The sequence below is a fragment of the Deinococcus metallilatus genome (assembly GCF_004758605.1).
Lineage (GTDB): Bacteria > Deinococcota > Deinococci > Deinococcales > Deinococcaceae > Deinococcus > Deinococcus metallilatus.
In genome coordinates, this window is sequence record NZ_CP038512.1 from 455,046 (window position 1) to 476,949 (window position 21,904).

The 21,904-nt window shown below is 69.5% G+C and carries 17 protein-coding genes and 1 tRNA gene; 10 read left to right on the top strand and 8 right to left on the bottom strand.

What is annotated here, in order from left to right:
* Nucleotides 1–279 precede the first annotated feature (279 nt).
* Complete coding sequence (gene ruvX / locus E5F05_RS08125) at nt 280–669, bottom strand: Holliday junction resolvase RuvX (protein ID WP_129118133.1); 390 nt, start codon at nt 667–669, stop codon at nt 280–282.
* A 119-nt stretch (nt 670–788) separates the two neighbouring features.
* Between ruvX and E5F05_RS08130 the strand changes: the two genes are divergently transcribed.
* From E5F05_RS08130 to E5F05_RS08140, 3 genes are all read left to right on the top strand, one after another.
* Entirely contained in the window at nt 789–1,574 is a 786-nt protein-coding gene (locus tag E5F05_RS08130; RefSeq protein ID WP_129118134.1) for an enoyl-CoA hydratase-related protein, read from the top strand.
* Nucleotides 1,575–2,038: 464 nt separating this feature from the next.
* Nucleotides 2,039–2,773: a M23 family metallopeptidase gene (locus E5F05_RS08135; protein ID WP_129118135.1), complete on the top strand. Its 735-nt coding sequence runs from the start codon at nt 2,039–2,041 to the stop codon at nt 2,771–2,773.
* Complete coding sequence (locus E5F05_RS08140; protein WP_375791559.1) at nt 2,770–3,765, top strand: TolB-like translocation protein; 996 nt, start codon at nt 2,770–2,772, stop codon at nt 3,763–3,765. Before E5F05_RS08135 ends, E5F05_RS08140 begins: the two co-directional genes overlap by 4 nt.
* 24 nt (nt 3,766–3,789) lie before the next feature.
* On the opposite strand, the gene ilvA is transcribed toward E5F05_RS08140, so the two are convergent.
* The 3 genes from ilvA to E5F05_RS08155 all read right to left on the bottom strand — a co-directional run bounded on the left by ilvA (nt 3,790) and on the right by E5F05_RS08155 (nt 7,477).
* The gene (gene ilvA, locus E5F05_RS08145) at nt 3,790–5,340 is read right to left on the bottom strand and encodes a threonine ammonia-lyase, biosynthetic (RefSeq protein ID WP_129118136.1); all 1,551 of its coding nucleotides are present in this window, start codon (nt 5,338–5,340) and stop codon (nt 3,790–3,792) included.
* A 411-nt stretch (nt 5,341–5,751) separates the two neighbouring features.
* Entirely contained in the window at nt 5,752–6,240 is a 489-nt protein-coding gene (locus E5F05_RS08150; protein WP_129118137.1) for an SRPBCC family protein, read from the bottom strand.
* A gap of 61 nt (nt 6,241–6,301) precedes the next feature.
* A complete protein-coding gene (locus E5F05_RS08155) occupies nt 6,302–7,477 on the bottom strand; it encodes an FAD-dependent oxidoreductase (protein WP_129118138.1) in 1,176 nt (391 codons plus the stop codon).
* Between the two features lie 116 nt (nt 7,478–7,593).
* Between E5F05_RS08155 and E5F05_RS08160 the strand changes: the two genes are divergently transcribed.
* From E5F05_RS08160 to E5F05_RS08170, 3 genes are read left to right on the top strand one after another with little or no spacing between them, the layout of a single operon-like run.
* Nucleotides 7,594–8,802 (top strand): SpoIID/LytB domain-containing protein, encoded by a 1,209-nt coding sequence (locus E5F05_RS08160; protein ID WP_129118139.1) that lies wholly within the window; start codon nt 7,594–7,596, stop codon nt 8,800–8,802.
* On the top strand, nt 8,792–11,569 hold the full coding sequence (locus E5F05_RS08165; protein ID WP_129118140.1) for an LPS-assembly protein LptD: 2,778 nt from the start codon (nt 8,792–8,794) through the stop codon (nt 11,567–11,569). Before E5F05_RS08160 ends, E5F05_RS08165 begins: the two co-directional genes overlap by 11 nt.
* A gap of 43 nt (nt 11,570–11,612) precedes the next feature.
* Nucleotides 11,613–12,716 (top strand): hypothetical protein, encoded by a 1,104-nt coding sequence (locus tag E5F05_RS08170; RefSeq protein ID WP_241687087.1) that lies wholly within the window; start codon nt 11,613–11,615, stop codon nt 12,714–12,716.
* 483 nt (nt 12,717–13,199) lie between these two features.
* Here the strand turns inward: E5F05_RS08170 and E5F05_RS08175 are convergent, their stop codons facing one another.
* The gene (locus tag E5F05_RS08175) at nt 13,200–14,225 is read right to left on the bottom strand and encodes a serine hydrolase domain-containing protein (protein ID WP_129118142.1); all 1,026 of its coding nucleotides are present in this window, start codon (nt 14,223–14,225) and stop codon (nt 13,200–13,202) included.
* A 33-nt stretch (nt 14,226–14,258) separates the two neighbouring features.
* Here E5F05_RS08175 and E5F05_RS08180 point away from each other — a divergent pair, with 33 nt between their 5' ends.
* Complete coding sequence (locus tag E5F05_RS08180; RefSeq protein WP_129118143.1) at nt 14,259–16,334, top strand: S9 family peptidase; 2,076 nt, start codon at nt 14,259–14,261, stop codon at nt 16,332–16,334.
* Between the two features lie 83 nt (nt 16,335–16,417).
* Here E5F05_RS08180 and E5F05_RS08185 read toward each other — a convergent pair whose 3' ends face one another.
* Nucleotides 16,418–17,422: an asparaginase gene (locus E5F05_RS08185; protein WP_129118144.1), complete on the bottom strand. Its 1,005-nt coding sequence runs from the start codon at nt 17,420–17,422 to the stop codon at nt 16,418–16,420.
* An 89-nt stretch (nt 17,423–17,511) separates the two neighbouring features.
* On the opposite strand from E5F05_RS08185, the gene E5F05_RS08190 reads away from it, so the two are divergent.
* Together E5F05_RS08190 and speA are read left to right on the top strand one after the other, a co-directional pair.
* Nucleotides 17,512–17,587, top strand: a tRNA-Asp gene (locus tag E5F05_RS08190).
* Nucleotides 17,588–17,832: 245 nt separating this feature from the next.
* Nucleotides 17,833–19,743: a biosynthetic arginine decarboxylase gene (gene speA, locus E5F05_RS08195; protein ID WP_164973397.1), complete on the top strand. Its 1,911-nt coding sequence runs from the start codon at nt 17,833–17,835 to the stop codon at nt 19,741–19,743.
* 84 nt (nt 19,744–19,827) lie between these two features.
* Here the strand turns inward: speA and E5F05_RS21300 are convergent, their stop codons facing one another.
* Nucleotides 19,828–19,995, bottom strand: a complete 168-nt coding sequence (locus E5F05_RS21300; protein WP_164973398.1) for a hypothetical protein — start codon at nt 19,993–19,995, stop codon at nt 19,828–19,830.
* 198 nt (nt 19,996–20,193) lie between these two features.
* Between E5F05_RS21300 and E5F05_RS08200 the strand changes: the two genes are divergently transcribed.
* Entirely contained in the window at nt 20,194–20,649 is a 456-nt protein-coding gene (locus tag E5F05_RS08200; protein ID WP_129118145.1) for a DUF1440 domain-containing protein, read from the top strand.
* 36 nt (nt 20,650–20,685) lie between these two features.
* Here the strand turns inward: E5F05_RS08200 and E5F05_RS08205 are convergent, their stop codons facing one another.
* Nucleotides 20,686–21,819, bottom strand: a complete 1,134-nt coding sequence (locus tag E5F05_RS08205; protein ID WP_129118146.1) for an AI-2E family transporter — start codon at nt 21,817–21,819, stop codon at nt 20,686–20,688.
* Nucleotides 21,820–21,904 lie beyond the last annotated feature (85 nt).

Genomic DNA, 21,904 nt, shown 5'->3' on the forward strand with positions numbered 1-21,904 from the left:
CGATTAGGAGATTTCTCAGGGGCCGTAAGAATGCCGTGCAGGAGTGTAAAAAATTTCACGCCCTTCTCAAGAAGAAAATGAAACGTATGAGGGTACAGTAAAACGCCTGTTTGCATGGAGTTTGAATTGGCGGATGTGGCTTGAATTTAGTGGAGCTTCATTTTTAGGGGTCACTGATGGGGGCATACCCTTGTGGTCCGTCGGCCGATTCGGCCTGCTGGCCGGACAAGCGGGAGACTGCTGCACGGGGCAGTTCCTCGGCTGGTTTTTCCGTCCGGCTCAGGGCTGGCCCAGCAGATACAGCTCCAGAATCTGCACCGCCGCCGCCTCGTCCTCGTCGCGGGCGCCCAGGGCGCGGGCACGCTGCGTGGTGAAACGTTCGTCCTGGTAGGCGACGCGGTAGCCCTTGTCCGTGAGGACCTTTCCAAAGGCCCGCACGCGGTCGGCACTCGGGCTGTGGGCGCCGTCGGTGCGGAGGGGCAGCCCCAGCAGCAGCAGTTCGGCGCCCGTCTCCGCGACCTTCAGCCGCACCGCCTTGAGGTCCAGCGGGAGCCGTTTGCGGTCCACGCTGCCCCGCCCGAAGGCCAGCCGCCCGGCACTCACCGCGAACCCGATGCGCGATTTGCTCACGTCCAGCGCCAGGACGACGGGGGAAGGGGAGTCAGTCATCGGGGCGAGTGTAGCGGAGGGGGAAGGGGCTGACAGCCTGGCGGTCGTGGCTTGTGGAAAAAGCGGTGGCCGCCTCGGCAGGCCGCAGGCCACCCGCCCGGACACGCTACGCTGCCCCCATGACCAGCGAACCTGTGATTCTGGCCGAAACCCGCGCGGGCGTCCGTACCCTGACCCTCAACCGCCCCGACCGGCTGAACGCCGCGAACGACGCGCTGCTCCTCGCGCTGACGGAGGAACTGAAGGCGGCCAGAGCCGACGCGGCCGTGCGGGTGGTCGTCGTGACGGGCGCGGGCCGGGGATTCTGCGCCGGGCAGGACCTGGGGGGCGTGTCGGGGCGGAACCTGAGCTTCACGGAACATCTCCAGCGCACCTATAACCCATTGATTCGCACGATTCGCGGGCTGGGCAAGCCGGTGATCACCGCCGTGAACGGGGTCGCGGCGGGAGCGGGGGCCAGCCTGGCGCTGTCGGGGGACATCCGGCTGTGGGCGCAGTCGGCCACACTGATCGAGGTCTTTTCCAATATCGCGCTGGTGCCGGACTCGGGGAGCACCTGGTTCCTGCCGCGCGCCGTCGGCTATAACCGGGCCTTTGAGCTGATGGCCCTGGCCGAGCGGGTGAGCGCCGAGGACGGGCTGCGCCTGGGCCTGTGCGAGCAAGTCTACCCTGACGAAACCTTCCGCGAGGACGTGCAGGCCTACGCCGAACGGCTGGCGGCCCGGCCCGCGCACGCGCTGAAGCTCACCAAGCAGGCGCTGACGGCGGCGATGACCAGCACGCTGGACGAGGCCCTCGACCGCGAGGCCGAGTTGCAGCAACTCGCCGGGGACCACTGGGAACACGAGGAAGGGGTGACGGCGTTCAAGCAGAAGCGGGCGCCGGAGTTCGTGCGGGAAGAGTAGGGGGAGCCGTTAACCCGCCCCCTGCAAAATGCTTGATGTGCGATAGAAAACTCATCGTCCCAGACAGGTCTTTTTCTCCCTCTCCCCCTGCGGGAGGCTCGTAGAGCTGCTTGCAGAGGGCTGGAGAGAGGGGTGGCGGGCGAAGCTCGCCCTCGTGCCAGCCGAGGAAAACACCTCGTCACCCTAAACACGATCCTGTAATGCACATCAAGCGTGTAAAGGAGAGGGCAGGGGGGCGTGGGCGGCGGCTGACATGGCAGCGAGAAACTCTCGCCTCCGCCTTTCCAGAAGAGGATTTTTCGTCACCGGGCGAATACCCGCCTGCATAAGTTGACTTCCCCTGCATCCCAAGCTATCTTTTTTTTATCACCGCCCGAGAGGCGGCTTTTTTATTGCCTGCGCCTCGCCTCCCTTCCTGTAACCCCTCCCACCGTCGTGCCTCCGCGCGTGGAGCAGCATCGTGCATGTTGACCAGAACGTGCCTGTTGAGAAAGGGGGCGACGGGTGCCTTGCTCGCCGGGCTGGGGGTGGCGCTGGCCCATTACGCGCCCCCGCTGCCGGAGAGCGTGATCGCCAAACCCGCGCGGCAGTTCGGGTTGCCGTTCGCGGGCGCGCCGGGGCCGGACACCTGGTTGCTGGGCCAGGGGTACGGGAACACGACGGGGGCGTACCGGCAGCGGCGCAGCACGTACGGGAACCTCCAGGGGTTGCACGCGGGCCTGGATTTCAGCGCCCCGTGTGGTACACCCGTCCGCGCCATTGGGGACGGGGTGGTGGCCGAGGTGGACGGCCCGCACGGCAGCCCGCCGCATAACGTGGTCATTGACCACCCGGGGAACCTCAGCAGCCTGTACGGGCACCTGCTGAAGCGGGCGTCCGTGCGGGTGGGGCAAAGGGTGACGCGGGGGCAGGTGATCGCGGAGAGCGGCGACTCGCAGCTGACCTGCATCAGCGCGCCGCACCTGCATCTGGAAATCCGCGACCGCTCGCACCAGCGCCTCTTCAACCCGGTGCCGTACATCGCGGCCGACTGGGAGTCGCTGGCGTTGGCGGGCAGCTTCGGGCGCGGGTACGAGTATGACCTCTCGGCCCCCCGCAAGTGGCAGACGCCCGAATCCCAGCCGGAGGTGCGGCGGGGCGGCCCCCTGCTGAACGACTTTGCCCGGCCCTGGCCACCCGCGCCGGGAGGTGCGCGGTGAAGCGGTTGCTGACATGGGGGGTCCTGACGCTGATCATCGCCCTGGGGGCGTTTGCCCTCGCGGCCACCTTGCCGTCGAAGGCGGTGCTGAGCGGCACCTGCTGTCCGGGGGCGGAGTGGACCCCCGACTCGCAGGCGCTCCTCTTTCTGGACGGCCCGCCCGCGCGGGGTAGCACGGGTATCTATCAGGTTCCGGCAGAAGGTGGACCGGTCACCCGCCGTTTTTCCAGCGTGGCCTTCTACTCGCCCCGCCTGCTGTGGGCGGTGCGGCCCGGCACGGGCGTGAACACGACGCTGGAGCGTCTGGCGGACGGCCGGAAATTCACGCTGCCGACCTATGGCGCGGACGTGACCTGGAACCGCGCCGAGACGCGGCTGGCCTATACGCGCGGTGACACGACCGGGAACTACGACCGCCGCGCGACCCGCGTGTTCGTGGCGGACGTGTTCGGTACGCCCCGGCAGGTCGCCACGGTGTACGGCGGGGACGTCGTGGGGTGGCTGAACGACAGCACACTTCTGCTGACCGGGAAGCGGAATCCCACCGACCGCGACCGCGAACTCTTCACGCTGGACACCCGCACCGGGGCGCGGCGCACGCTCGCCTCCGCGCTGGCCTTCCGGGGCGTCAGCCTCAGCCCCGATGGCGCCCAGGTCGTGTATTACGTCGCCTTCGACTCGCCTACCCGGAACGGCCTTTGGCTCCAGCCCACGGGGGGCGGGACAGCGCGCAAGCTCGACGCCTTCGGCGCCTACCGTTGGCGCGACGCGGACCACCTGCTCCTGATTCCCCTGCAACCTGGCGGCGGTCCCCACGTCCTGCGCGAGTACGACCTGCGGACGAACGTCTGGCGGACGCTGGGCGACCTGGGCGACCAGGTGCGGCAGGGCGACTGGTCCGTCAGCCCCGATGGGCGCAGGCTCGCCTACCTGAGCGCGCGGGACGGGAATGTGCGGGTGGTGGAGCTGCCGGAGGGAGGAGGGAGGGATTAGGAGTCAGGGTTTTTCCTAACGCCTTCACGTCAAAAACAGCCGATACGCCGCGTTCCCTGTCATGTCCTCTGCCGGATACCCCAGCTCACCCAGAAAGGCGGCGAAGTCGCCCAGGTCGGCGTCCGGCACCTGAATTCCGGCCAGCACGCGGCCGTGGGCGCTGCCGTGGTTGCGGTAGTGGAAGAGGCTGATATTCCAGCGGGCGTGGAGATGGGTCAGGAATTCCAGCAGGGCGCCGGGGCGCTCGGGAAAGGTGAAGGAATAGACGCGCTCGTCTACGGCCTCGGGGGCGCGTCCGCCGACCATGTGCCGCACGTGGACCTTCGCCAGTTCGTCGTCGGTGAGGTCGGTGACGGCGTAGCCCCGCGCGGTGAGGGCGCCTGCCAGTTCCGCCCGCTCCGCTGGGTGCGTGAGTTGTACGCCCACGAAGATGCGGGCGTCGGCACGCGGCGCGTAGCGGTAGTTGAACTCGGTGATGGCGCGCGGGCCAATCACCTCGATGAACTGACGGAAGGCGCCGGGCCGCTCGGGGATGGTGACGGCCAGGATCGCCTCGCGCCGTTCGCCGATCTCGGCGCGTTCGGCCACGTGGCGCAGGCGGTCGAAGTTCACGTTCGCGCCACCGGTCAGGGCCACCAGCGTTTCCCCCTTCAGGCCCCGCTCCTGGGCGTACTGCTTCAGACCCGCCACCGCGAGCGCCCCGGCAGGTTCCATCACCGCGCGGGTGTCGTCGAACACATCCTTGATCGCCGCGCACACCTCGTCGGTGGTCACCCGCACCCAGTCGTCCACGTAGCGCCGGGTGAGGTCGAAGGTGTAGGCCCCCACCTGCTTCACCGCCACGCCGTCCACGAAGATGCCGACCTGATCGAGCCGCACCCGTTCCCCGGCCTGAAGGCTCCGGTACATCGCGTCGCTGTCGTCCGGCTCCACGCCCACGATCCGCACGTCGGGCCGCAGCGCCTTGAGCACCCCCGCCACGCCCGCGATCAGGCCGCCGCCGCCCACCGGGACGAACAGCGTGTACCCCTGGGGCGCCTCCACCTGCCGCAGCAGTTCCAGCGCCACGGTGCCCTGCCCGGCCAGCACGAGCGGATCGTCGTAGGGATGTACGAAGGTCAGGCCCCCCCCCTGCTGGAGGGCGTAGGCGTGCGTCTCCGCGTCGCTGAAGGAGTCGCCATAGAGCACCACTTCCGCGCCGCGTTGGCGACACGCCTGCACCTTGATCTCGGGCGTGGTCGCGGGCATCACGATCACCGCGCGGAGGACGAGCTGCTGCGCGGCGTAAGCCACCCCCTGCGCGTGGTTCCCCGCCGAGGCGCAGATCACGCCGCGGGCGGCCTCCTCCGGCGTGAGCTGGCTCATCTTGTTGTAGGCCCCGCGCAGCTTGAAGGAAAAGATCGGCTGCTGGTCCTCGCGTTTGAGCCATACCGCGTTCCCGGTGCGGGCGCTGAGGCCGGGGGCGGCGCTGAGGGGTGTTTCCACCGCCGCGCCGTACACCTTGCTGGTGAGCGCGAGGCGCAGCACGTCCTGCGCGTCCAGCGTCCCCGGCTTGAAGTCCTGCGTCTGCGTCATCTGTCTCCCCGAAAAGAAAAATCCCCCGCTACGGTTGCGGGGGAAACGTGCAGCGCGTGGGCCGGAAGCGTTATTCCCCGAACCTGCCAATAATTCGCGCCGCCTTCATAGGGGCAGCATAGGGGTGGGGTGGAGGGGAGGGGGCGGGAGGGGTAGACAAGCAGGCCCCGGAGCATTGGTCAAAAAGACTCCCGCACCCCTTGCTTCGCCAGGCCCTCTCTGCTTCGCAATCGTCGTGAACGGACGCCCCTGGGGATGCCACTCCTCAGCTTTGCAAGTCCCACCAGGGGAGAGGGTCAAAAACAAAGGCATCTTTACGACAAAGGCTCTAGAATGCGGTGAGGTTTCTGAAAATCAAACACGCCAGAAAGTCATTGAGGCAGTGATCCAGTTTTGCTCCCCAGACTGGCCTCAATCCCCGCGTTCAGTGAAGGCGGCGAGGTTTTCGAGGCTCGCCCTCAAGCCCTCATCGTGATCTTCCTGCCGTATTCCGGTCGGTACATTTTCACAGCGGAAAATTACTTCTGTCCCTCCTGAAACATGCCTCAAGGCCCAGGTCATGGTCATTGTCCCGGCGAAGGCTGGGTCATCGGACTCGAACTCGACGAGTTGCACGATTCGCTCGTCGGGAACCAGTTGCAAGAATTTCCCCCGGATCACATCGGTGTGCTCCGAACTTTTGCCGGGCGCGCCGTGGTCTGCCTCCTGATAAGTGAGCGCCATCCGGTACATCCCGCCTTCTCGGGGATCGAATGCATCAAGGTGGCCTCGCATCCCCTTTGGGGGAAGCCACGTCATCAGGGCCTGAGGGTCTGTCCAGGCCTGATAGATGACGGGCGGTGGCGCCTTGATGACGCGTGCAGCGGTGTCAATTCTCTTCTCTCCGGACGCGCTCTTCATGACACACTTCTCCCTCTCTCTCTACTGGCGTCAGTCCTGAGTTCATGGCTCACGGCCCCCCTCACTCCCACGGCCTCCCCTCCACCCCCGCCACCGCCCCTGCCAGGTCATAGGCCACCGCGAGGCCGAGCGTGTCCGCCAGGGGACCGCCCAGGAGGAGGTGAACGCCGTCCGTGAGGCGCTGGTGGGTGGGTGGGGCACCCACGCGGCCCTGGGGGAGCGCGAGCCACGCGCCTGGCACGTCCGCGAGGCTGTGGCCGACCTCCAGGGCGTCCGTTGACAGTGGGGGCAGGGCGTCCATCAGGCGGATCAGGTCTTCGAGCGTCTCGCGGCGCACGCCGACGGGCACACTGGTCAGGCGGCCCCCGGTGGGCCGGTAGCCGTGCGGGTCGCGGTGATGGATGGGCGGAACCAGGGTGAAGCCGCCGTGCTGGGGGCGCAGGGTCAGGCCGCCCGCACGGAGGGTAGGGGTCTGGTCGGTGCTGGGCGTGTTCAGGCGCGGCAGTTGGCGGTACGCGCGCCCGTGGGCCGTGTGAAGGCCGAGATCATGTTCGGCGGCGTGCGGCCCGTCCGCCCCCATCGCCACCACGACCACGCCCGCCCCCAGCCCGTGCGTCTCGTGGGTGACGATCTGATGGGTGTTGGTGACGGTCAGGCGGTCCAGCCTCACCCCGCCCGGAGTGAGGTGCGCGTGCGTGTTCAGCAGCAGGTCCGCCCCCGCCCGCACCGCGCCCTGCCCGCAGGCGAGGGCGACCGCGCCGGGGCGATAGGTCGCGGCCTGCTCGTCCACTTGCCCGCAGGGGAGGGCCGTGGGACCGAACAGCCCGGCGGCGGCCGGAAAGCGTGCGAGGAGGTCCGTGCTGGGGACGCGGCCCGTCCCCTCCGCCCGGTGGAGGTCCAGCAGGGGGCGGGGCTGAAACTGCACATTTCCGAAGTCGTGTTCCAGGGCCGAACGCACCCACGCCGCTTCCCGTTCGCGGCCCCCCGGCACGTCCAGCGCGGTCCAGACCCCCGGCGCGAGGATCGTCGCCCCCTCCTCGTTGGGGAGGCCGCCCCGCTCGACGATCAACAGGCGCAGGTGCGGCGCAAGTTGCCGCAGGAACAGCGCGCAGGCGGTGCCCATGCGGCCCGCGCCCACCACCACCACGTCGTAGGCCGTCTCCGCGAACGCCTGCCCGACGTGGGCCCAGACCCGCCCTGCCGCTCCCGCCCCGCCTGTTCCCGAACTGCCCGCCATGCTGCCCATGATGCCGTCTGCCGGGGCAGGGCTGGGTCTGGGGGCGAGAGAGGTTGCTCCATCTCACGTTCCTGTCAGACCGCGCACAGAGGGCGCCCCGTATACTCCCGGGACAGATGCGCTCCTTGATGCTTACGCTGGCGCTCGGTTCGGGTGCCCTTTCGGCCGCGCAGGCACTGAATGTGCGGGTGCTGGTGGCCAGCGGCCCGCAGCTCACCGTGCGCCTGCCAGTCACGGCCGCGCCCGACCCCGCCTCCTCCCTCGCGGCGGCCCCGGTCCCCGAGAATGCCTGGACCGTGAGCGCGGGCGGGGCCAACCTGCGGCTGAACGGCCAGGACGCGGGCAGCCCCACGCTGTACCTGCCGCCCGCGCCGGGGAGTCTGGTCACCGTCGCGGGGCAGACCTACCGGGGCGGCGTGCTGCTGCGGGCCGAGCGGGGCGGCGTGCAGGCCATCAACGTGCTGGACGTGGAGGACTACCTGCGCGGCGTGGTGCCCGCCGAGATGCCGCCCGGCTGGCCCGCCGCCGCCCTGGCCGCCCAGGCGGTGATCGCCCGCACCTACGTCTCGGCGCGCATCAACCCGGCGCTGCCCTACGACACCTGCGCGACCGAGAGTTGCCAGGTCTACCGGGGCGTGGCCGCCGAGAAGGTCAGCACCGACGCCGCGGTCCGGGCGACCGCCGGGCAGGTCGTCGCGTTCGGGGGGCGGCCCGCCAGCACCTACTTTTCCAGCGACTCCGGGGGCTTCACCGCCTCCAGCGCCGAGGTCTGGGGCAGGGACCTGCCGTACCTGATCGCCCAGGCCGACCCGTACTCGGTGGGTGGGCCGCGGGCCCACTGGCGGCTGGAGGTCAGCGCCGCGCAGGTGGCGCAGGCGGCGGCGGCCTATCGGGTCCGGGTGGGGACGCTGCGGGACGTGCGCGTGACCCGTGCCAGCGAGTCGGGCCGCGCGCAGGAGGTCACCCTCACCGGGACGGCGGGAGTGGCCCGCCTGAACGGGGCTGACGCGGGCGGCTTCGTGCGGGCGCTGGGGGCGGCCAGCAGCCGCGCGGTCCTCAGCGGTCCGGTCGGCCCGGACACGCCGCTGGTCGTGGAGGGGTCGGGGTCGGGGCACGGCGTCGGCCTCTCGCAGTACGGGGCGCGGGGGCTGGCGCAGCAGGGCCAGGACCACCTGCGTATCCTGGGCTTCTACTATCCCGGCACCGCCTTGAGCCAGCTCGCCGCCGTGCCGGGCACCGGCCGTGCGGTGCTGGCCCAGGTCCGGCCGCTGCCCGCCCTGCTTCCCCCGGCTCCGCTCGCGCTGACCTCCTCACATGGCGAATAAGGCGCCCCGGAAGCGGACCCGGCGGCTGAGGCGGGGGGCACTGGTCGCCCTGACCTCGCTGCTGGGCCTGTTCGCGCTGGGGGAGGCGGGCGCGCGCACGGTGCGGATCGTGCAGGCGCAGACGCTGGAACTGCGCCGCCTGGACGACCAGGAAATCGTGATCATCGGCGGGGGCGAGAACGGCGGTCTGGTGGAGTTGCGGGTGGACGACGACGTGGTGCGGGCCACGCGCGTCGAGTACAACCGCACCCGCCGCACCCTGACCCTGATCGGGGCGGCCACCTACCACACCGCCAGCGACGGCCAGGACCTCAGCGGCGAGAACCTGGTGGTGGACCTGGCCCAGGAGCAGCTCACCGGCGAGGACGTGCTGATCAGCGACGCCGACATCGAGATTCGCGGGCAGGAGGTCGAGCGCATTCCGGGGCAGCTCCGCGCCACCGGCGGGTACTTCACCCCCTGCGCCAAGTGCGGGCGCACCCCCAACGACTACGCCTTCCGCGCCGAGCGGCTGCTCCTGTATCCCGGGGACCGCCTGGTCGCCTACCGCGCGCAGCTCCTGCTGGCCGACTACCCGGTGCTGTACCTGCCGGTCGTGGTGATCCCGCTGAACGACCCCGAGCGCCAGCCTCGCCTGGCGGTGGGGAGCGGCGCCCCCGACGGCGTGACGGTCGAGGCCGACCTGCCCTTCAGCATCGGCGCGAACACGCTGGGGACCACCCTGGTCCGGTACTACCAGAACCGCGATCCCAGCTTGGGCCTGGGCGTCAGCCTGCGGTCCTACACGCCGCTGCCCTTCGTGGACCGCCTGGACCTCTACACCCTGGCGAATCCCAAGCCCTTCGCGGCGGACGGCACCCGGCAGGTCGGCTACGACGTGGACCTGGACTTCAGCGTGCGGGGCCGGATTCCCCTGGCGCTCGCGGTGCGTGACCTGGACTACAGCCTCAACGTGGTGCGGCGCGACATCGGACGCACGGAAACCGACCCCGAACGCGGCGTGACCCGCGTCGCCTTTACCGCGAACGTCGAGTACCCCAGCTTTGCCGCGCAGTTCAACTACGTGGACCGCTTCGGTCCCGAACCCACCACCGCCCTGACCCTGCCCCTCAAGCAGCCGGAGATCGTGGTGGACCCCAAGCCGTACACGCAGGGCAACTTCAGCGCCGACACGCGGTTCACGGCGGGCCGCTACACGGCGCAGAGTAACCCCCTCTCACGCAGCGCCTCGGCGCAGGGAATCAACATCAGCACCACCCGGCTGGAAGAACAGCACAGCCTGAGCTACACCGCCCAGCCCTGGAAGAACGCGGACCTGGCGCTGCAAAACACCTTTACCGGCCGCTACTACGGGACCGGGGCCAGGACCGTGCAGCTCGACGTGGGCGGGCAGCTCACCCAGCGCTTCAACGTGACGAACACCGTCACCGCCCGCTACCACTACATCCGCATCGAGGGCACCAGCCCGTTCGCCTTCGACGCGCTGTATGGCCGCCAGCTCAGCGCCCCGCTGACCATCGACCTGAACACCGTGCCGGTGAAGGACGTTTCCTTTGGCGTGACCTACACCCGCGACCTGTTCCTGCCCTGGTTCCAGCAGCCCCCCACCACCTTCCGCCTGAACGTGAACCGCGCTCCGCTGAACCTCAGCTACAACCTGGCCCACAACTTCGCGACCGGGGAACTGGAGAGCAGCAACTTCAGTCTCACGCTGGGGGACAGCGGCTCCGCCTTCACCCCGCTGCCGCCGCGTCCGGGCGAGCCGCGGCCTTTCCGCGCGGTCTGGCCCGCCCCCAGCCTCACCCTGACGGCCAGCGGCGGCTACACCCGCACGAGCGGTTATCAGCCGTTCACGGTGCGCGCCACCGTCACCGGGGACAACCGGGCGAACAGCTTCAGCGTGTACGCCACGCACGACATCCAGACGCCGCGCCTGAGTGCGGTGGGGGCGGAGTTCAGCGGCGTGACCCGGCAGGACACGGTGCTCAACCCGGTCAGCTTCAATGGGCGCGAGAACCTGAACCTGCTCACGCCGCGCATCACCGGCAGTTACAGCCTGACCTGGCGCGGCACGTACACCGTCGCCACCGCGCACGACCTGGCGCTGGAGCAGCCCGAGAACGTCCGGGAGAGCGGCACCGTAAGTTTCAGCGTGGGCACCGCGCCCGGCCTCGCCACCAACTGGCAGCTCATCTACGGCGGCCCCTACGACCTGCGGCGGGGCGGTTTCACCCGGCCCACCGTGACCGGCACCCTCAGCGCCACCCGCCCGGGGCAGCGGCTGGGCCTGGCGGCGGTCGTGAACACGCCGGGGCTGGACCAGCCGCGGACCGAACTGGTGCGCGCCGACGTGAACGCCGACTGGCAGTTCGGCACGCGGGTGGCGCTGTCGGGCCGCGCCGTCTACACCCGCTTCCGCACCGGCATCTACCCCGACGACATCCCCACCGACACCCTGATCCTCGACCCCGTCCGGGTGGCGGTCGCTCTGGGCAACGGCCCGAAGCCCGGCGCGTACCTGACCGCCAGCCTGCGGCAGACCTTCACCTGGCAAAACGGCGTGCGGCAGAACCCCGCGCCCCTGGCCCCGGTGATCGGCCTGACCATCGACCGCTGCTGCTGGGCCCTCCAGGCCGAGATCGACATGAGCCTGCGCCGCTACCGCCTGGGCATCAGCCTGCCCGGCAGCACCAGCTATCCGCTGTTCGAGTACGGGACGGAAGGCTTGAACGTGCCGCTGCTGCCGCTGAATCCCAGCACACCCTAGCCTTTCTCGCGGCCCCGTCCCGCTTTTCCCGGAGGTGTTCCCCGTGAACCGCACCCTGCTTCTGCCCCTCACCGCGCTGCTGCTGGCCGCCTGCACCGGCACCGAGGAGGCGGCCCCGCCCCTGCGCCTCGCCGTGCTGACCGACGGGGGCGGGACGGTCCGCACCGTCACCACCGGCAGCAGCGGCGTCACCCCCGCTCCCGCCGAACCCAGCGTCAGCGTGCAGGGGGGCGTAACCCTCGACACGCTGCCGGGCGGCAAACGCCTGGCCCTGACGCTGGCGGCGGGCCTGGAGAGCCGGGACGTGAACCTGGGGGACGTGCAGCCCTTCGCGCCGCCCTTCGACGTTCCCGGCTTCACGCCCCCCTGCCTGACGGCGACCGTGCTGAACGCGCAGCGTGACCGCCTGTTGACCCTCAGCCAGTGCGGGAGCGGGGGCACGGCCAACGGGACGCAGCAACTCGCGCTGTACCGCACCGACGGCTCGCTGGTGTGGCGCGCGGCCCTGCCGACCTACACGCCGCCCCCGCCCACCCTGGACGTGCCGCCCACCCGGCTGGCCCTGGTGCGCGAGAACGGGGTGGACGTAGGCATCGTGGCCCGCGCGGCGCTGAGTGGCGGCAGCGAGGTGATGCGGGCGGCCGTCACCACGACCGGTGCCGACCGTGCCGACGTGAGCACGCCCGTCCCCACGCCCGCCATCCGCGACCTGGCCCCGGCTCCCGCAGGTGGCGTGGTGTACGCCGCGACCGATACCGGCGTGCAGCCGCTGCGGGGCACCGGCATCCCCGACGCCAGCGCCACGCTGACGGCCTTCGGGACCAGCCGGGTGGACCGGCTGTGGACGGCGGCGGGCAGTGGTGTCAGTGGGAACCTGATCGCCGCGTGGCGGGACACGTCCCTCAGCGGCAACCCCACCGAACCGCTGCGCCTCTGGGACGGGGTCCGCAGCAGCGCCGCGAACGTGGACTTTCTCACCGATCTGCGGGACGTGACCTTCGCGCTCGACGGGAACCTCTACGCCCTGACCCGCACGTCCCTCGTGAGCTACGACGTTCTCTTCGGCCTCAGTCAGAACAACTGGCGCGCGACCACGCTGCTGAGCGGTCTGAACGATGCGCGGGCGGTGACCTGGCTGGTGCCGTAGGAAGCTCTGGGGGGCTGGTGGAGAAAGCGGCTGCTCTGTTAGGGCGGTTGAGTTGGAAGGCATTCCCCCCACCCCCCAGCCCCCTACCTCCCACCGGAGGGCAGGGGGAGCTTTCCGCTGCGCTCGGCAACGGGAGACTCGTTCAGCGGCGGAGATGTTTGGGGCGTGGACGGTTCCTGCCTGGAAGTTGCTGATTTCCACCTGGCGGCTGCGGGCCTGCGGCCCGAAAGCTCCTCTGCTCTGCCTGCCCATTTGAAAGGTGGAACTTGGCCGTCGCCTCCAGAATTTTGAAAAGACAAAAGACAGGGGCTTCAGCTTAGGACTTGCGCGATTGGGAAGGAGAGAGCGTGTAGAGCGGCTTCTTACTCCTCCCCCCTTGTGGGGGAGGCCGGGAGGGGGGAGGACGGCGCAGCCGTCCCAGTGTGGGAAACCGAGATTTCCCTCTGCCGCCGAGAACCGCGTTTCGCGGAAGTCCCAAGACTCTCAGCGGTCAGCTTTCGGGCCACTCAGCATGGCCAGCAGTGCTCCCGGCACCGCCCCCCTCACGCCCAGCAGCGGCAGGCCGCCGCGCACGAGCAGGGTCACCACCGCGCCGTCTGCGGGGCGGAAGCCGAGGGCGGTGCGGGTGCCGCGCGCCACGCCGTCGTGCCACCACACTTCGCGGGTCTGGAACCAGCCGGGGGCCACGCCGGTCAGGTGGGGGGGCAGGCCGGGGGGCCTGATCACGCTCCGCCACGCCTCGCCCGCACGTCCGTCCAGCTCCGCCGCGCCAAAGGCCAGGAGGTCCGCCGCCGTGCCGAACAGGCCGCCCGCCCCGACCAGCGGTCCGAAGCCCGTCACGCCCTCGCCCAGCAGGGTCGCGGTGGGCGTGACGAGCCGCGCGGGGTGCGGGGTCAGGGCCACGCTGTCCAGGTCCAGCGGCCCGGTCACGTACCGCGAAAGGGCCCGTCCGTAGCCTGCCGCGCTGACCTCCTCGCTGGCGGCGTAGGCGAGGGCCAAGGCCAGCGCGCCCGCGCCCAGGTTGGAATAGGCGAAGCGGCCCGCCACGCGGGGACTGGCCCAGCGCCGCGCACTCGCCAGGGCGTCCCGCGCACTCATGCTGCCGTAGGGGTCCTGAAAGCGGGTGAAGCTGGTCACCAGTGCCCGCGCCGGGTGCGGGGGCAGGCCCGCCGTATGGGTCGCCAGCGCCCGCGCAGTCACGAAGGGGGGAAAGCCCCGCAGCGGTCCCCCCAGCCGCGAGAGCGGCGCGTCCCACCCCAGCCGCCCCTCCTGCACCAGCCGGGCCGCCAGCGCCGCCGTGAAGGGCTTGGTCACGCTGGCGAGTTCAAAGACGCCGTCACGCGGCACCCCGCCCAGACCGGCCAGGACCACCCGGCCCTCCCGCGCCGCTCCCAGCACACCGCCGCGCCGCAGGGCCAGCCGGAGGAGGGGCAGGGCAGCCCGCAGGTCCTGGCCCAGCACCTCCTCCACCCCCGAGAGGGCGGCGCGGAGGGGGTCACGGCGAAACATGCGGCCAGGGTAGCGTCCCTGGTACGCTCGGGCATGACCGTCACCCCACCGCGCGCCACGAAGAAGCACCTCACCCATGAGCTGCACGGCGAGCCCCGCCCCGACGACTACCACTGGCTGAAGACGCAGGGCAAGGCTGACCCGGAGGTCCTGGCCTACCTGCACGCCGAGAACGCCTGGCTGGACGAGGTGATGGCGCCCCTGCGCGGCACCCAGCAGGCCATCTACCAGGAACTCCTCTCGCATGTGCAGGAGCGCGACGACCAGCCGCCCGTGCCGGAAGGCGACTTCGCCTACTTCACCCGTACCGAGGAGGGCAGGGCGCACCCGATGTTCCTGCGCCGTCCGCTCGGCGGAGGAGAGGAGGAGGTGCTGCTCGACCTGAACGCCCTGAAGGAGCGCGAAGGCCACGCGAACGTCTGGGTGTATGCCACCCGCCCCAGCCCGGACGGACGGTACTGGGCCTACCTGCTCGACACGACCGGGCAGGAGGTCTTCGAGTTGCGCGTGCTGGACACCCGGACCGGCGAACTGGCCGAAGCTCCCCTGACCGGCGTCGGCGGTTGGACGCTCGCCTGGGGCGCGGACAGTTCCCACCTGTACTATGTCCGCGACGACGCCACGCAGCGGCCCTACCAGCTCTGGCGGCACACCCTGGGCCAGCCGCAGGACACGGACGAGTTGCTGTACCAGGAGGATGACCCGACCTTCCGCGTGGGGGCCTTTCTCTCCGAGAACGGGGACACGCTGCTGCTCGCCAGCGAGGCCGGGGTCACCTCCGAGTGGCACGCGCTGGACGCGCACGATCCGCAAGCGCGCCCCCAGCTCATCCTGCCCCGTGAGCGCGGCACCGAGTATTCGGTCACGGACGGTGGCGACCACTGGCTCGCCCTGACGAATCAGGGAGGCGCGTCCGAGTTCCGGCTGGTCACCCTGCCCAAACAGGCGGGGCTGACCTGGGCCGACGCGACGGACGTGCTGCCCCACGATCCGGAGCGTTACCTGACCGGGATGCACCTCTTCCGCTCGCACCTGCTCGTCTCAGGCCGTGAAGGTGGCTTTACCCGCCTGTGGGTGCTGCCCCGCCTCGCCGAAGGCTACGGCGCGGCCCGCCGGGTCGAGTTTCCCGAGGCGAGCTACACCGTCAAGATCGGCCCGAACCACGTGTTCGAGACGACTTCCGCCCGCATCCTGTACACCAGCCTCACCCGACCCCCCGAACACCTCGACCTCGACCTGAACACCCTGGAGACAGTGCTGATCAAGGTCACGCCGGTTCCCAACTACCATCCGGCGCTGTACGTCAGCGAGCAGGCCTGGGCGGTCGCCCCCGATGGCGAGCGGGTCCCCGTCAGCCTGGTCCGCCGCCGGGACACGCCCCTCCCCGCGCCGACGCTGCTATACGGCTACGGCAGCTACGGCTTTCCCATTGACCCGGAGTTCCGCTCTGTGCGCCTGCCGCTGCTGGACCGGGGCTGGGTGTGGGCCATCGCCCATATCCGGGGCGGCAGCGAGCTGGGCCGCCGCTGGTACGACGCGGGCAGGCTCGCGCACAAGATGAACACTTTCACCGACTTCATCGCCGCCGCCGAACATCTCCGGGCGAGCGGTGTGGCGACCGACCTCGTGGCGATGGGCCGCAGTGCGGGCGGCCTGCTGATGGGCGCCGTGCTGAACCTGCGCCCCGACCTCTTCCGCGCGGCCTTTGTGGGCGTGCCCTTCGTGGACGTGCTGTCCACCATGCTCGACGAGTCCATCCCCCTCACCACCGGCGAGTACGACGAGTGGGGCAACCCGAATGAAGCGGAGGCCTACGCTGGCATGCGCGCCTACAGCCCCTACGACAACCTGAAGGCGGTGACCTACCCGCACCTGTTCGTCTCGACCGGCCTGAATGACCCCCGCGTGGCCTACTGGGAACCCGCCAAGTACGTTGCCCGCCTGCGTGACCTGCGGCAGCCGGGCAGCGGCGAACTGGTGCTGAAGACGAACCTGGGGGCCGGACACGGCGGCTCCAGCGGAAGGTACGACGCCCTGCAAGAGATCGCGGAGGAATACGCCTTCGCGCTGGCCGCAGTGGAGGGGGAGCTGGACGCGGAAGGACAATAAAAAAGCCGCCTTTTGGGCGGTGATGAAACAAGCATAGCGTGGAATGCAGGGGAAGTCAACTTATGCAGCCGACTTCGCACCCCTCAGGCCCACTTCAGCGGCACCTCCACCTCCACCGTCCCCACCTCCCGACCCGCCCAGTTGTGCAGCGTGGCGGGGGCGAGGGCGCGCGTCTCCTCCGTGACGGGCAAGCCCAGCGCCCCCAGCACGGCGAGGGCGACGTGGGGCCGCGCCCGCTCGCCGCCGTCCTGCACCTTGAACGCGATGCCCAGCGGGCCGTGGGGTGTCTCGCGCAGGGCCATGCCGTAAAAGGCTTCCGCGCCCATCTTGGCCGCGAGGCCGGGAACCAGCGGCATCAGGGTGGTGTCCAGCCGTCCGGGTCCGGCGACCAGGAAGGGATGGGTGGTCATCGCCTGAAACACCCGCTCCAGCGCCGGGGCGAGGGGTCCGGAGGGGGCCGCCAACCGCGCGAAGAGGCGGGCCATGCCATGCAGCGGCAGGGCGAAGGCGGGCACACTGCATCCGTCGGTGCCCGCGTGAACATGGTTCAGCGTCACGCTGCCCAGTTCCGCGTGCAGTTCCCGGATGCAGACCTGGAGCGGATGGGCGTGTTCCGTGTACCCCTCGCGCGGCCAGCCGTTCAGGACGCAGGCGAGCAGCATCCCGGCGTGCTTCCCCGAGCAGTTGTGATGCAGCGGCGTGGGAGCCTCGTTGTGGCGGATCAGGTCGGCCGCCGCCGCAGGGTCGAAAGGCGGATGCGTGCCGCAGCGCAGGTCGGCGGCCGTACTGCCCGAACGCGCCAGCAACCGCTCCACCACCGCCAGATGCTCGGGCGTCCCCGCGTGGCTGGCACATGCGATGGCGAGTTCATCCCCCGGCAACTCCGGCGCGGCCAGGGCCAGCGGGAGCGCCTGCACCGGCTTGCTGCTGCTGCGCGGGAAGGTCACGAGGTCCGCGTCCCCACAGGACGCCACCTGCTGCCCGCCCCCGTCCACCACCGCGACGTGAACCATGTGGATGCTCTCCGGCAACCCCCCGCGCATGAAGATGACCCGTCCGGCCTGCCCCGTTTCCCGCTGCCCTGTCATGCCGCTCAGGGTAGCGCGGCTTGACTTCCTGCGCCCGGCCCTTTAATCTTCTGTCCGCTGGCCTCCGCCAGTGTTGGTCCGGTAGTTCTGGTCCGGTAGTGTAGCGGTTAGCATAACTGCCTGTCACGCAGTAGGTCGCGGGTTCAAATCCCGTCCGGACCGCCAGAGAGGGGAGCGAGGTGAAGAGCCTCGCTCTTTTTGTTTTTAAGCGGCCAGCCGCCAGCCAGAACATTCTTTGCTGGTCGATGGAAGCTGGTCGCTCAATTGCCATCCATGCCCCCACCCTCCGCCGCGCCTTGCCGTATCATGCGCGGCGGTTTCGCACGGCGTCCGTGAGCGGCTTCCGCAAGGCAGGCACCCTCAAGGCCCCGCGCACGGCGAGCCTACCTTACCCATGGAGGACGCCTGAATTGACGACTTCACCCTCTTTTTCTGTTGCTGACGCCGCCGAACTGTACCAGGTGCCCAACTGGAGCGGCGGCTGGTTTCGTGTGAACGACAAGGGTCAGGTCGAAGTGACCCCCGCGCCCGGCCTGCACGCCCCGCTGCGCCCGATGATCGACGAGATCGTGGAGCGCGGCGAGAGCTTGCCGGTGATCCTGCGTTTTCCGCAGGTGATCGCGGGCCGCGTCAAACATCTGAACGAGGCTTTCCGCAATGCCATTGCCGAATATGGGTACAACGGGCATTACCAGGGCGTGTTTCCGATCAAGGTCAACCAGCGCCGGGTGGTGGTCGAAACCATCGCCGCCGCCGGGTACGAGTACGCGCACGGGCTGGAGGCCGGGAGCAAGGCCGAACTCGCGCTGTGCCTGGCGCAGAAACTCAACCCCAATGCCCTGCTGTGCTGCAACGGCTTCAAGGACGACGGCTTCATCAAGCTCGCGCTGTGGGGCCGGACCCTCGGCAAGAACGTGGTCATCACCATCGAGAAGTACAGCGAGCTGGACCGCATCCTCAAGCAGGCCCGCGCGCTGGGCGTGAAGCCCGCCATCGGCGTGCGCTTCAAGCTGCATGCGCGCGGCTCCGGCCAGTGGGAGGAATCCGGCGGCGACCAGGCCAAGTTCGGGCTGAACGCCTACGAACTCCTGCGCGTGGTGGAGCGGCTGCGCGAGGAGAACATGCTCGACTCGCTGGTGATGCTGCACACCCACATCGGCTCGCAGATCACCGACATCCGCCGCATCAAGGTGGCGGTGCGCGAGGCCACCCAGACCTACGCGGGCCTGATCGCGGCGGGCGCGCAGCTCAAGTACCTCAACGTGGGCGGCGGCCTGGGCGTGGACTACGACGGCTCCAAGACCACCTTCTACGCCTCCATGAACTACACCGTGGGCGAGTACGCCGCCGACGTGGTGTACACCGTGCAGGAGGTCTGCAAGGCGCGCGAGGTGCCCGAACCTACCATCGTCTCCGAGTCGGGCCGCGCGCTGACCGCCCACCACGCCGTGCTGGTGATGCCAGTGGTGGACGTGACCGGCCCCACCCGCGACCTCGAAGAACTGGCCGCGCCGAACGAGGACAGCCACCAGATCGTCAAGGACCTGGAAGAAATCCTGGTCAACATCAGCGCCCGCAACTACCGCGAGATGTACAACGACGCGGTGGGCGACAAGCAGACGCTGCACAACCTCTTCGACCTGGGCTACGTCACCCTGAACGACCGCGCGCGCGGCGAGGCGCTCTTCAACGCGATCCTCCGCAAGATCGCCAAGCTGATCCAGGGCGAGAAGTACGTGCCCGACGAGCTGGAAGACCTCCAGAAAGTCCTGGCCGACAAGTACATCTGCAACTTCTCGCTGTTCCAGAGCCTGCCGGACAACTGGGCGATTCAGGCGCTCTTTCCGATTGTGCCGCTCGACCGCCTCAATGAGCGCCCCACCCGCCAGGGCACGCTGGTGGACATCACCTGCGACTCGGACGGCAAGATCGAGAAGTTCATCGACCTGCGCGACGTGAAGGCCACGCTGCCGCTGCACGAACCCGGCAACCGGCCCTATTACCTGGGGGCGTTCCTGATGGGCGCGTATCAGGACGTGCTGGGCAGCGCCCACAACCTCTTCGGCAAGGTCAGCGAGGCGCACGTGACCATCCGCCCCGGCGGCAAGTTCCACATTGACCTCTTCGTGCGCGGCCAGAAGGCCCGCCGCATGATCGAGTCGATGGGCTACGAGGAACCCATGCTGCGCGACTCCATCGAGGACCAGGCCGACGAGGCCCTGGAGGCGGGCACCCTGACCACCGAGCAGGAAAACGAGCTGCTGGAGGACTACGGCGAGGAGTTGCTGGGCTACACGTACCTGGAGTACGAGGAAGGCTGAGGAGTGCCCGCCCCCGGGGCAACGTGAACAGGCCCGCCACGCTCGCCTTCTTCGGCGATGTGGCGGGCCTGCTCTCTGGCCGCCTTAGTGGTTGTCCTGCTGGGTCGTGGTCGTGGTGGTCGTGCCCTGTTGCTGGCCGGTGGAATCGAAGGTCTTGGTGGTGGTCGTGCTGGTGCTGCTGTCGGTCTGGGTCTTGTTGTCGCAGGCGGCCAGCAGCAGGACGGCGCACAGCAGGGTCAGAGCCTTTTTCATGGTTTCACTGTCGCGGCGCGGCGCTGATAGCAGATGAAAGGACCTGGCAGGCGGCCTTTACATTCCGGGGAGACGCCTTCGGTCGATCCAGATGCGTCGCCGGGACAGGGGGTTATGGCAACGGCCGAAGTGCCGAGTCTCAACGCTTCCCCGCCGGACCTGCGATTCTCTCACCGTCGCGCCAGCCATGATCCGGGCATGAATCCCTTCCTGAAATCCGCCCTCGCCGGTTGCGCCGCCACCCTGCCCATGTCGGTCTGGATGCTGGCGGCGCAACACTTCCTGCTGCCCCGGCGCGAGCGGTATCCCCTGCCGCCTGAGCAGATCACCGAACATGCGGCGGAGGCGGCCGGACTGGACGCGGTGGCCGAGAATGAGCCGGTGCTCAAGGCGGCGACTGTCCTCAACCACTTCGCCTACGGGGCGGCCACGGGTGCCCTGTACGCGCCCCTGCGCGAACTGCCCGGCTCTCCCGTCCTGAAGGGGATGGGCCTGGGCCTCGGCGTCTGGACGGGCAGTTACCTGGGCCTGCTGCCCGCGACCGGCCTGCTGAGTTCCGCCACCGAACACCCCGCCCGCCGCAACGCGCTGATGATCGCGGCGCACCTGATCTGGGGCGGATGTACCGGGGTTCTGGCGGAGCGGAAGGGGTAGGCAGGGGCTAAAGGGCGGGAGGGGGCTGACCTCTCCTCACCCCTCCGGGCCGTTCTGCCCCCCTCGCTGTCCCGTGCGGCCCTGATAGGCGCGGCTGGGCAGCCAGTAGCGCACGGCCCAGCGTTGCAGCAGCAGGGCGACCGGCGTGGCAAGCAGCGCGCCCCACACACCCGCCAGCCCCAGGCCGATCAGCACCGCGACCATCAGGGCGGCCGGGTTGATGTGGGTGGTGCGGCCCATCACCATCGGGCCGAGGACATTGCCGCCCACCTGGTTGAGGATGAAGTACAGGACGGCCACCAGCGCCAGGGTGGTGGTGCCCTGCGGGATGGCCTGGAGCAGCGGGGGGATGGTCGCCAGGACCATGCCGACGTAGGGCACCAGATACAGCACGGCGGTCAGCAGGCCCAGCGCCAGCGGGTTGGGCACCTTGAGCAGCAGCAGCCCCAGCCCCGCGAGGATGCCCACGCCCAGCCCCGTCAGGAGCTGGCCCCGGATGGAGCGGCCAAAGGAGACGCTGACATCTTCCGAGAGGCGCGCCAGGGTCGGCTGCCAGTCCCGCGGGAACACCTTCAGGACGCCGCGCCCGAAGCGGGCATAGTCCAGGGCGAAGTACAGGGCCAGTGTCAGCACCAGCCCCGCCTGCCCCAGCCAGCCCAGGATGCCGGTCAGCCTCCCCAGCAGCGAGGGGCCGGAGAACAGCACCTGGTCGAGAATCGGGCCGATGTTCTGGGTGATCTCGTGCGCCTTGGTCTGCACGTAGAGGGCCAGGCGGTACTGGAGGTCGGCCATCATTGACCCGCCATCGGTACGGCTCAGCGCGGCGTTCAGAAGCTGGGTGAGCTGGTCCGCCAGGGCAGGCAGGCTGTTCACGAAACTGCTGACCTGGGTCACCAGCCGCCAGAACAGCAGCGCCACCAGGCCCAGGACCAGCACCAGCAGCAGCAGCACGCCCCAGCCCCGTCCGATCCCGCGTGCCTCCAGCCAGCGCAGCAGGGGGTTGGCGAGGTAGGCCAGGCCGTATGCCACGGCGACCATCACCAGGACGCTCGACAGCCGCCGCGCCAGGACGTACAGCAGCACCAGCAGCAGCGCATAGACCAGCAGCCGGACCGGCGGTCTGGACCACCAGCCCTCCAGCATTTCAGGTACGGTCCATTTTCGGTTCAAGGCGGCTCCTTGAGATTGACTTTAATTCACAGGCAAGGGCAGCGTGCGGCGTCCCCCCCCGCGCACCAACAGGCCGTCCCCGCCG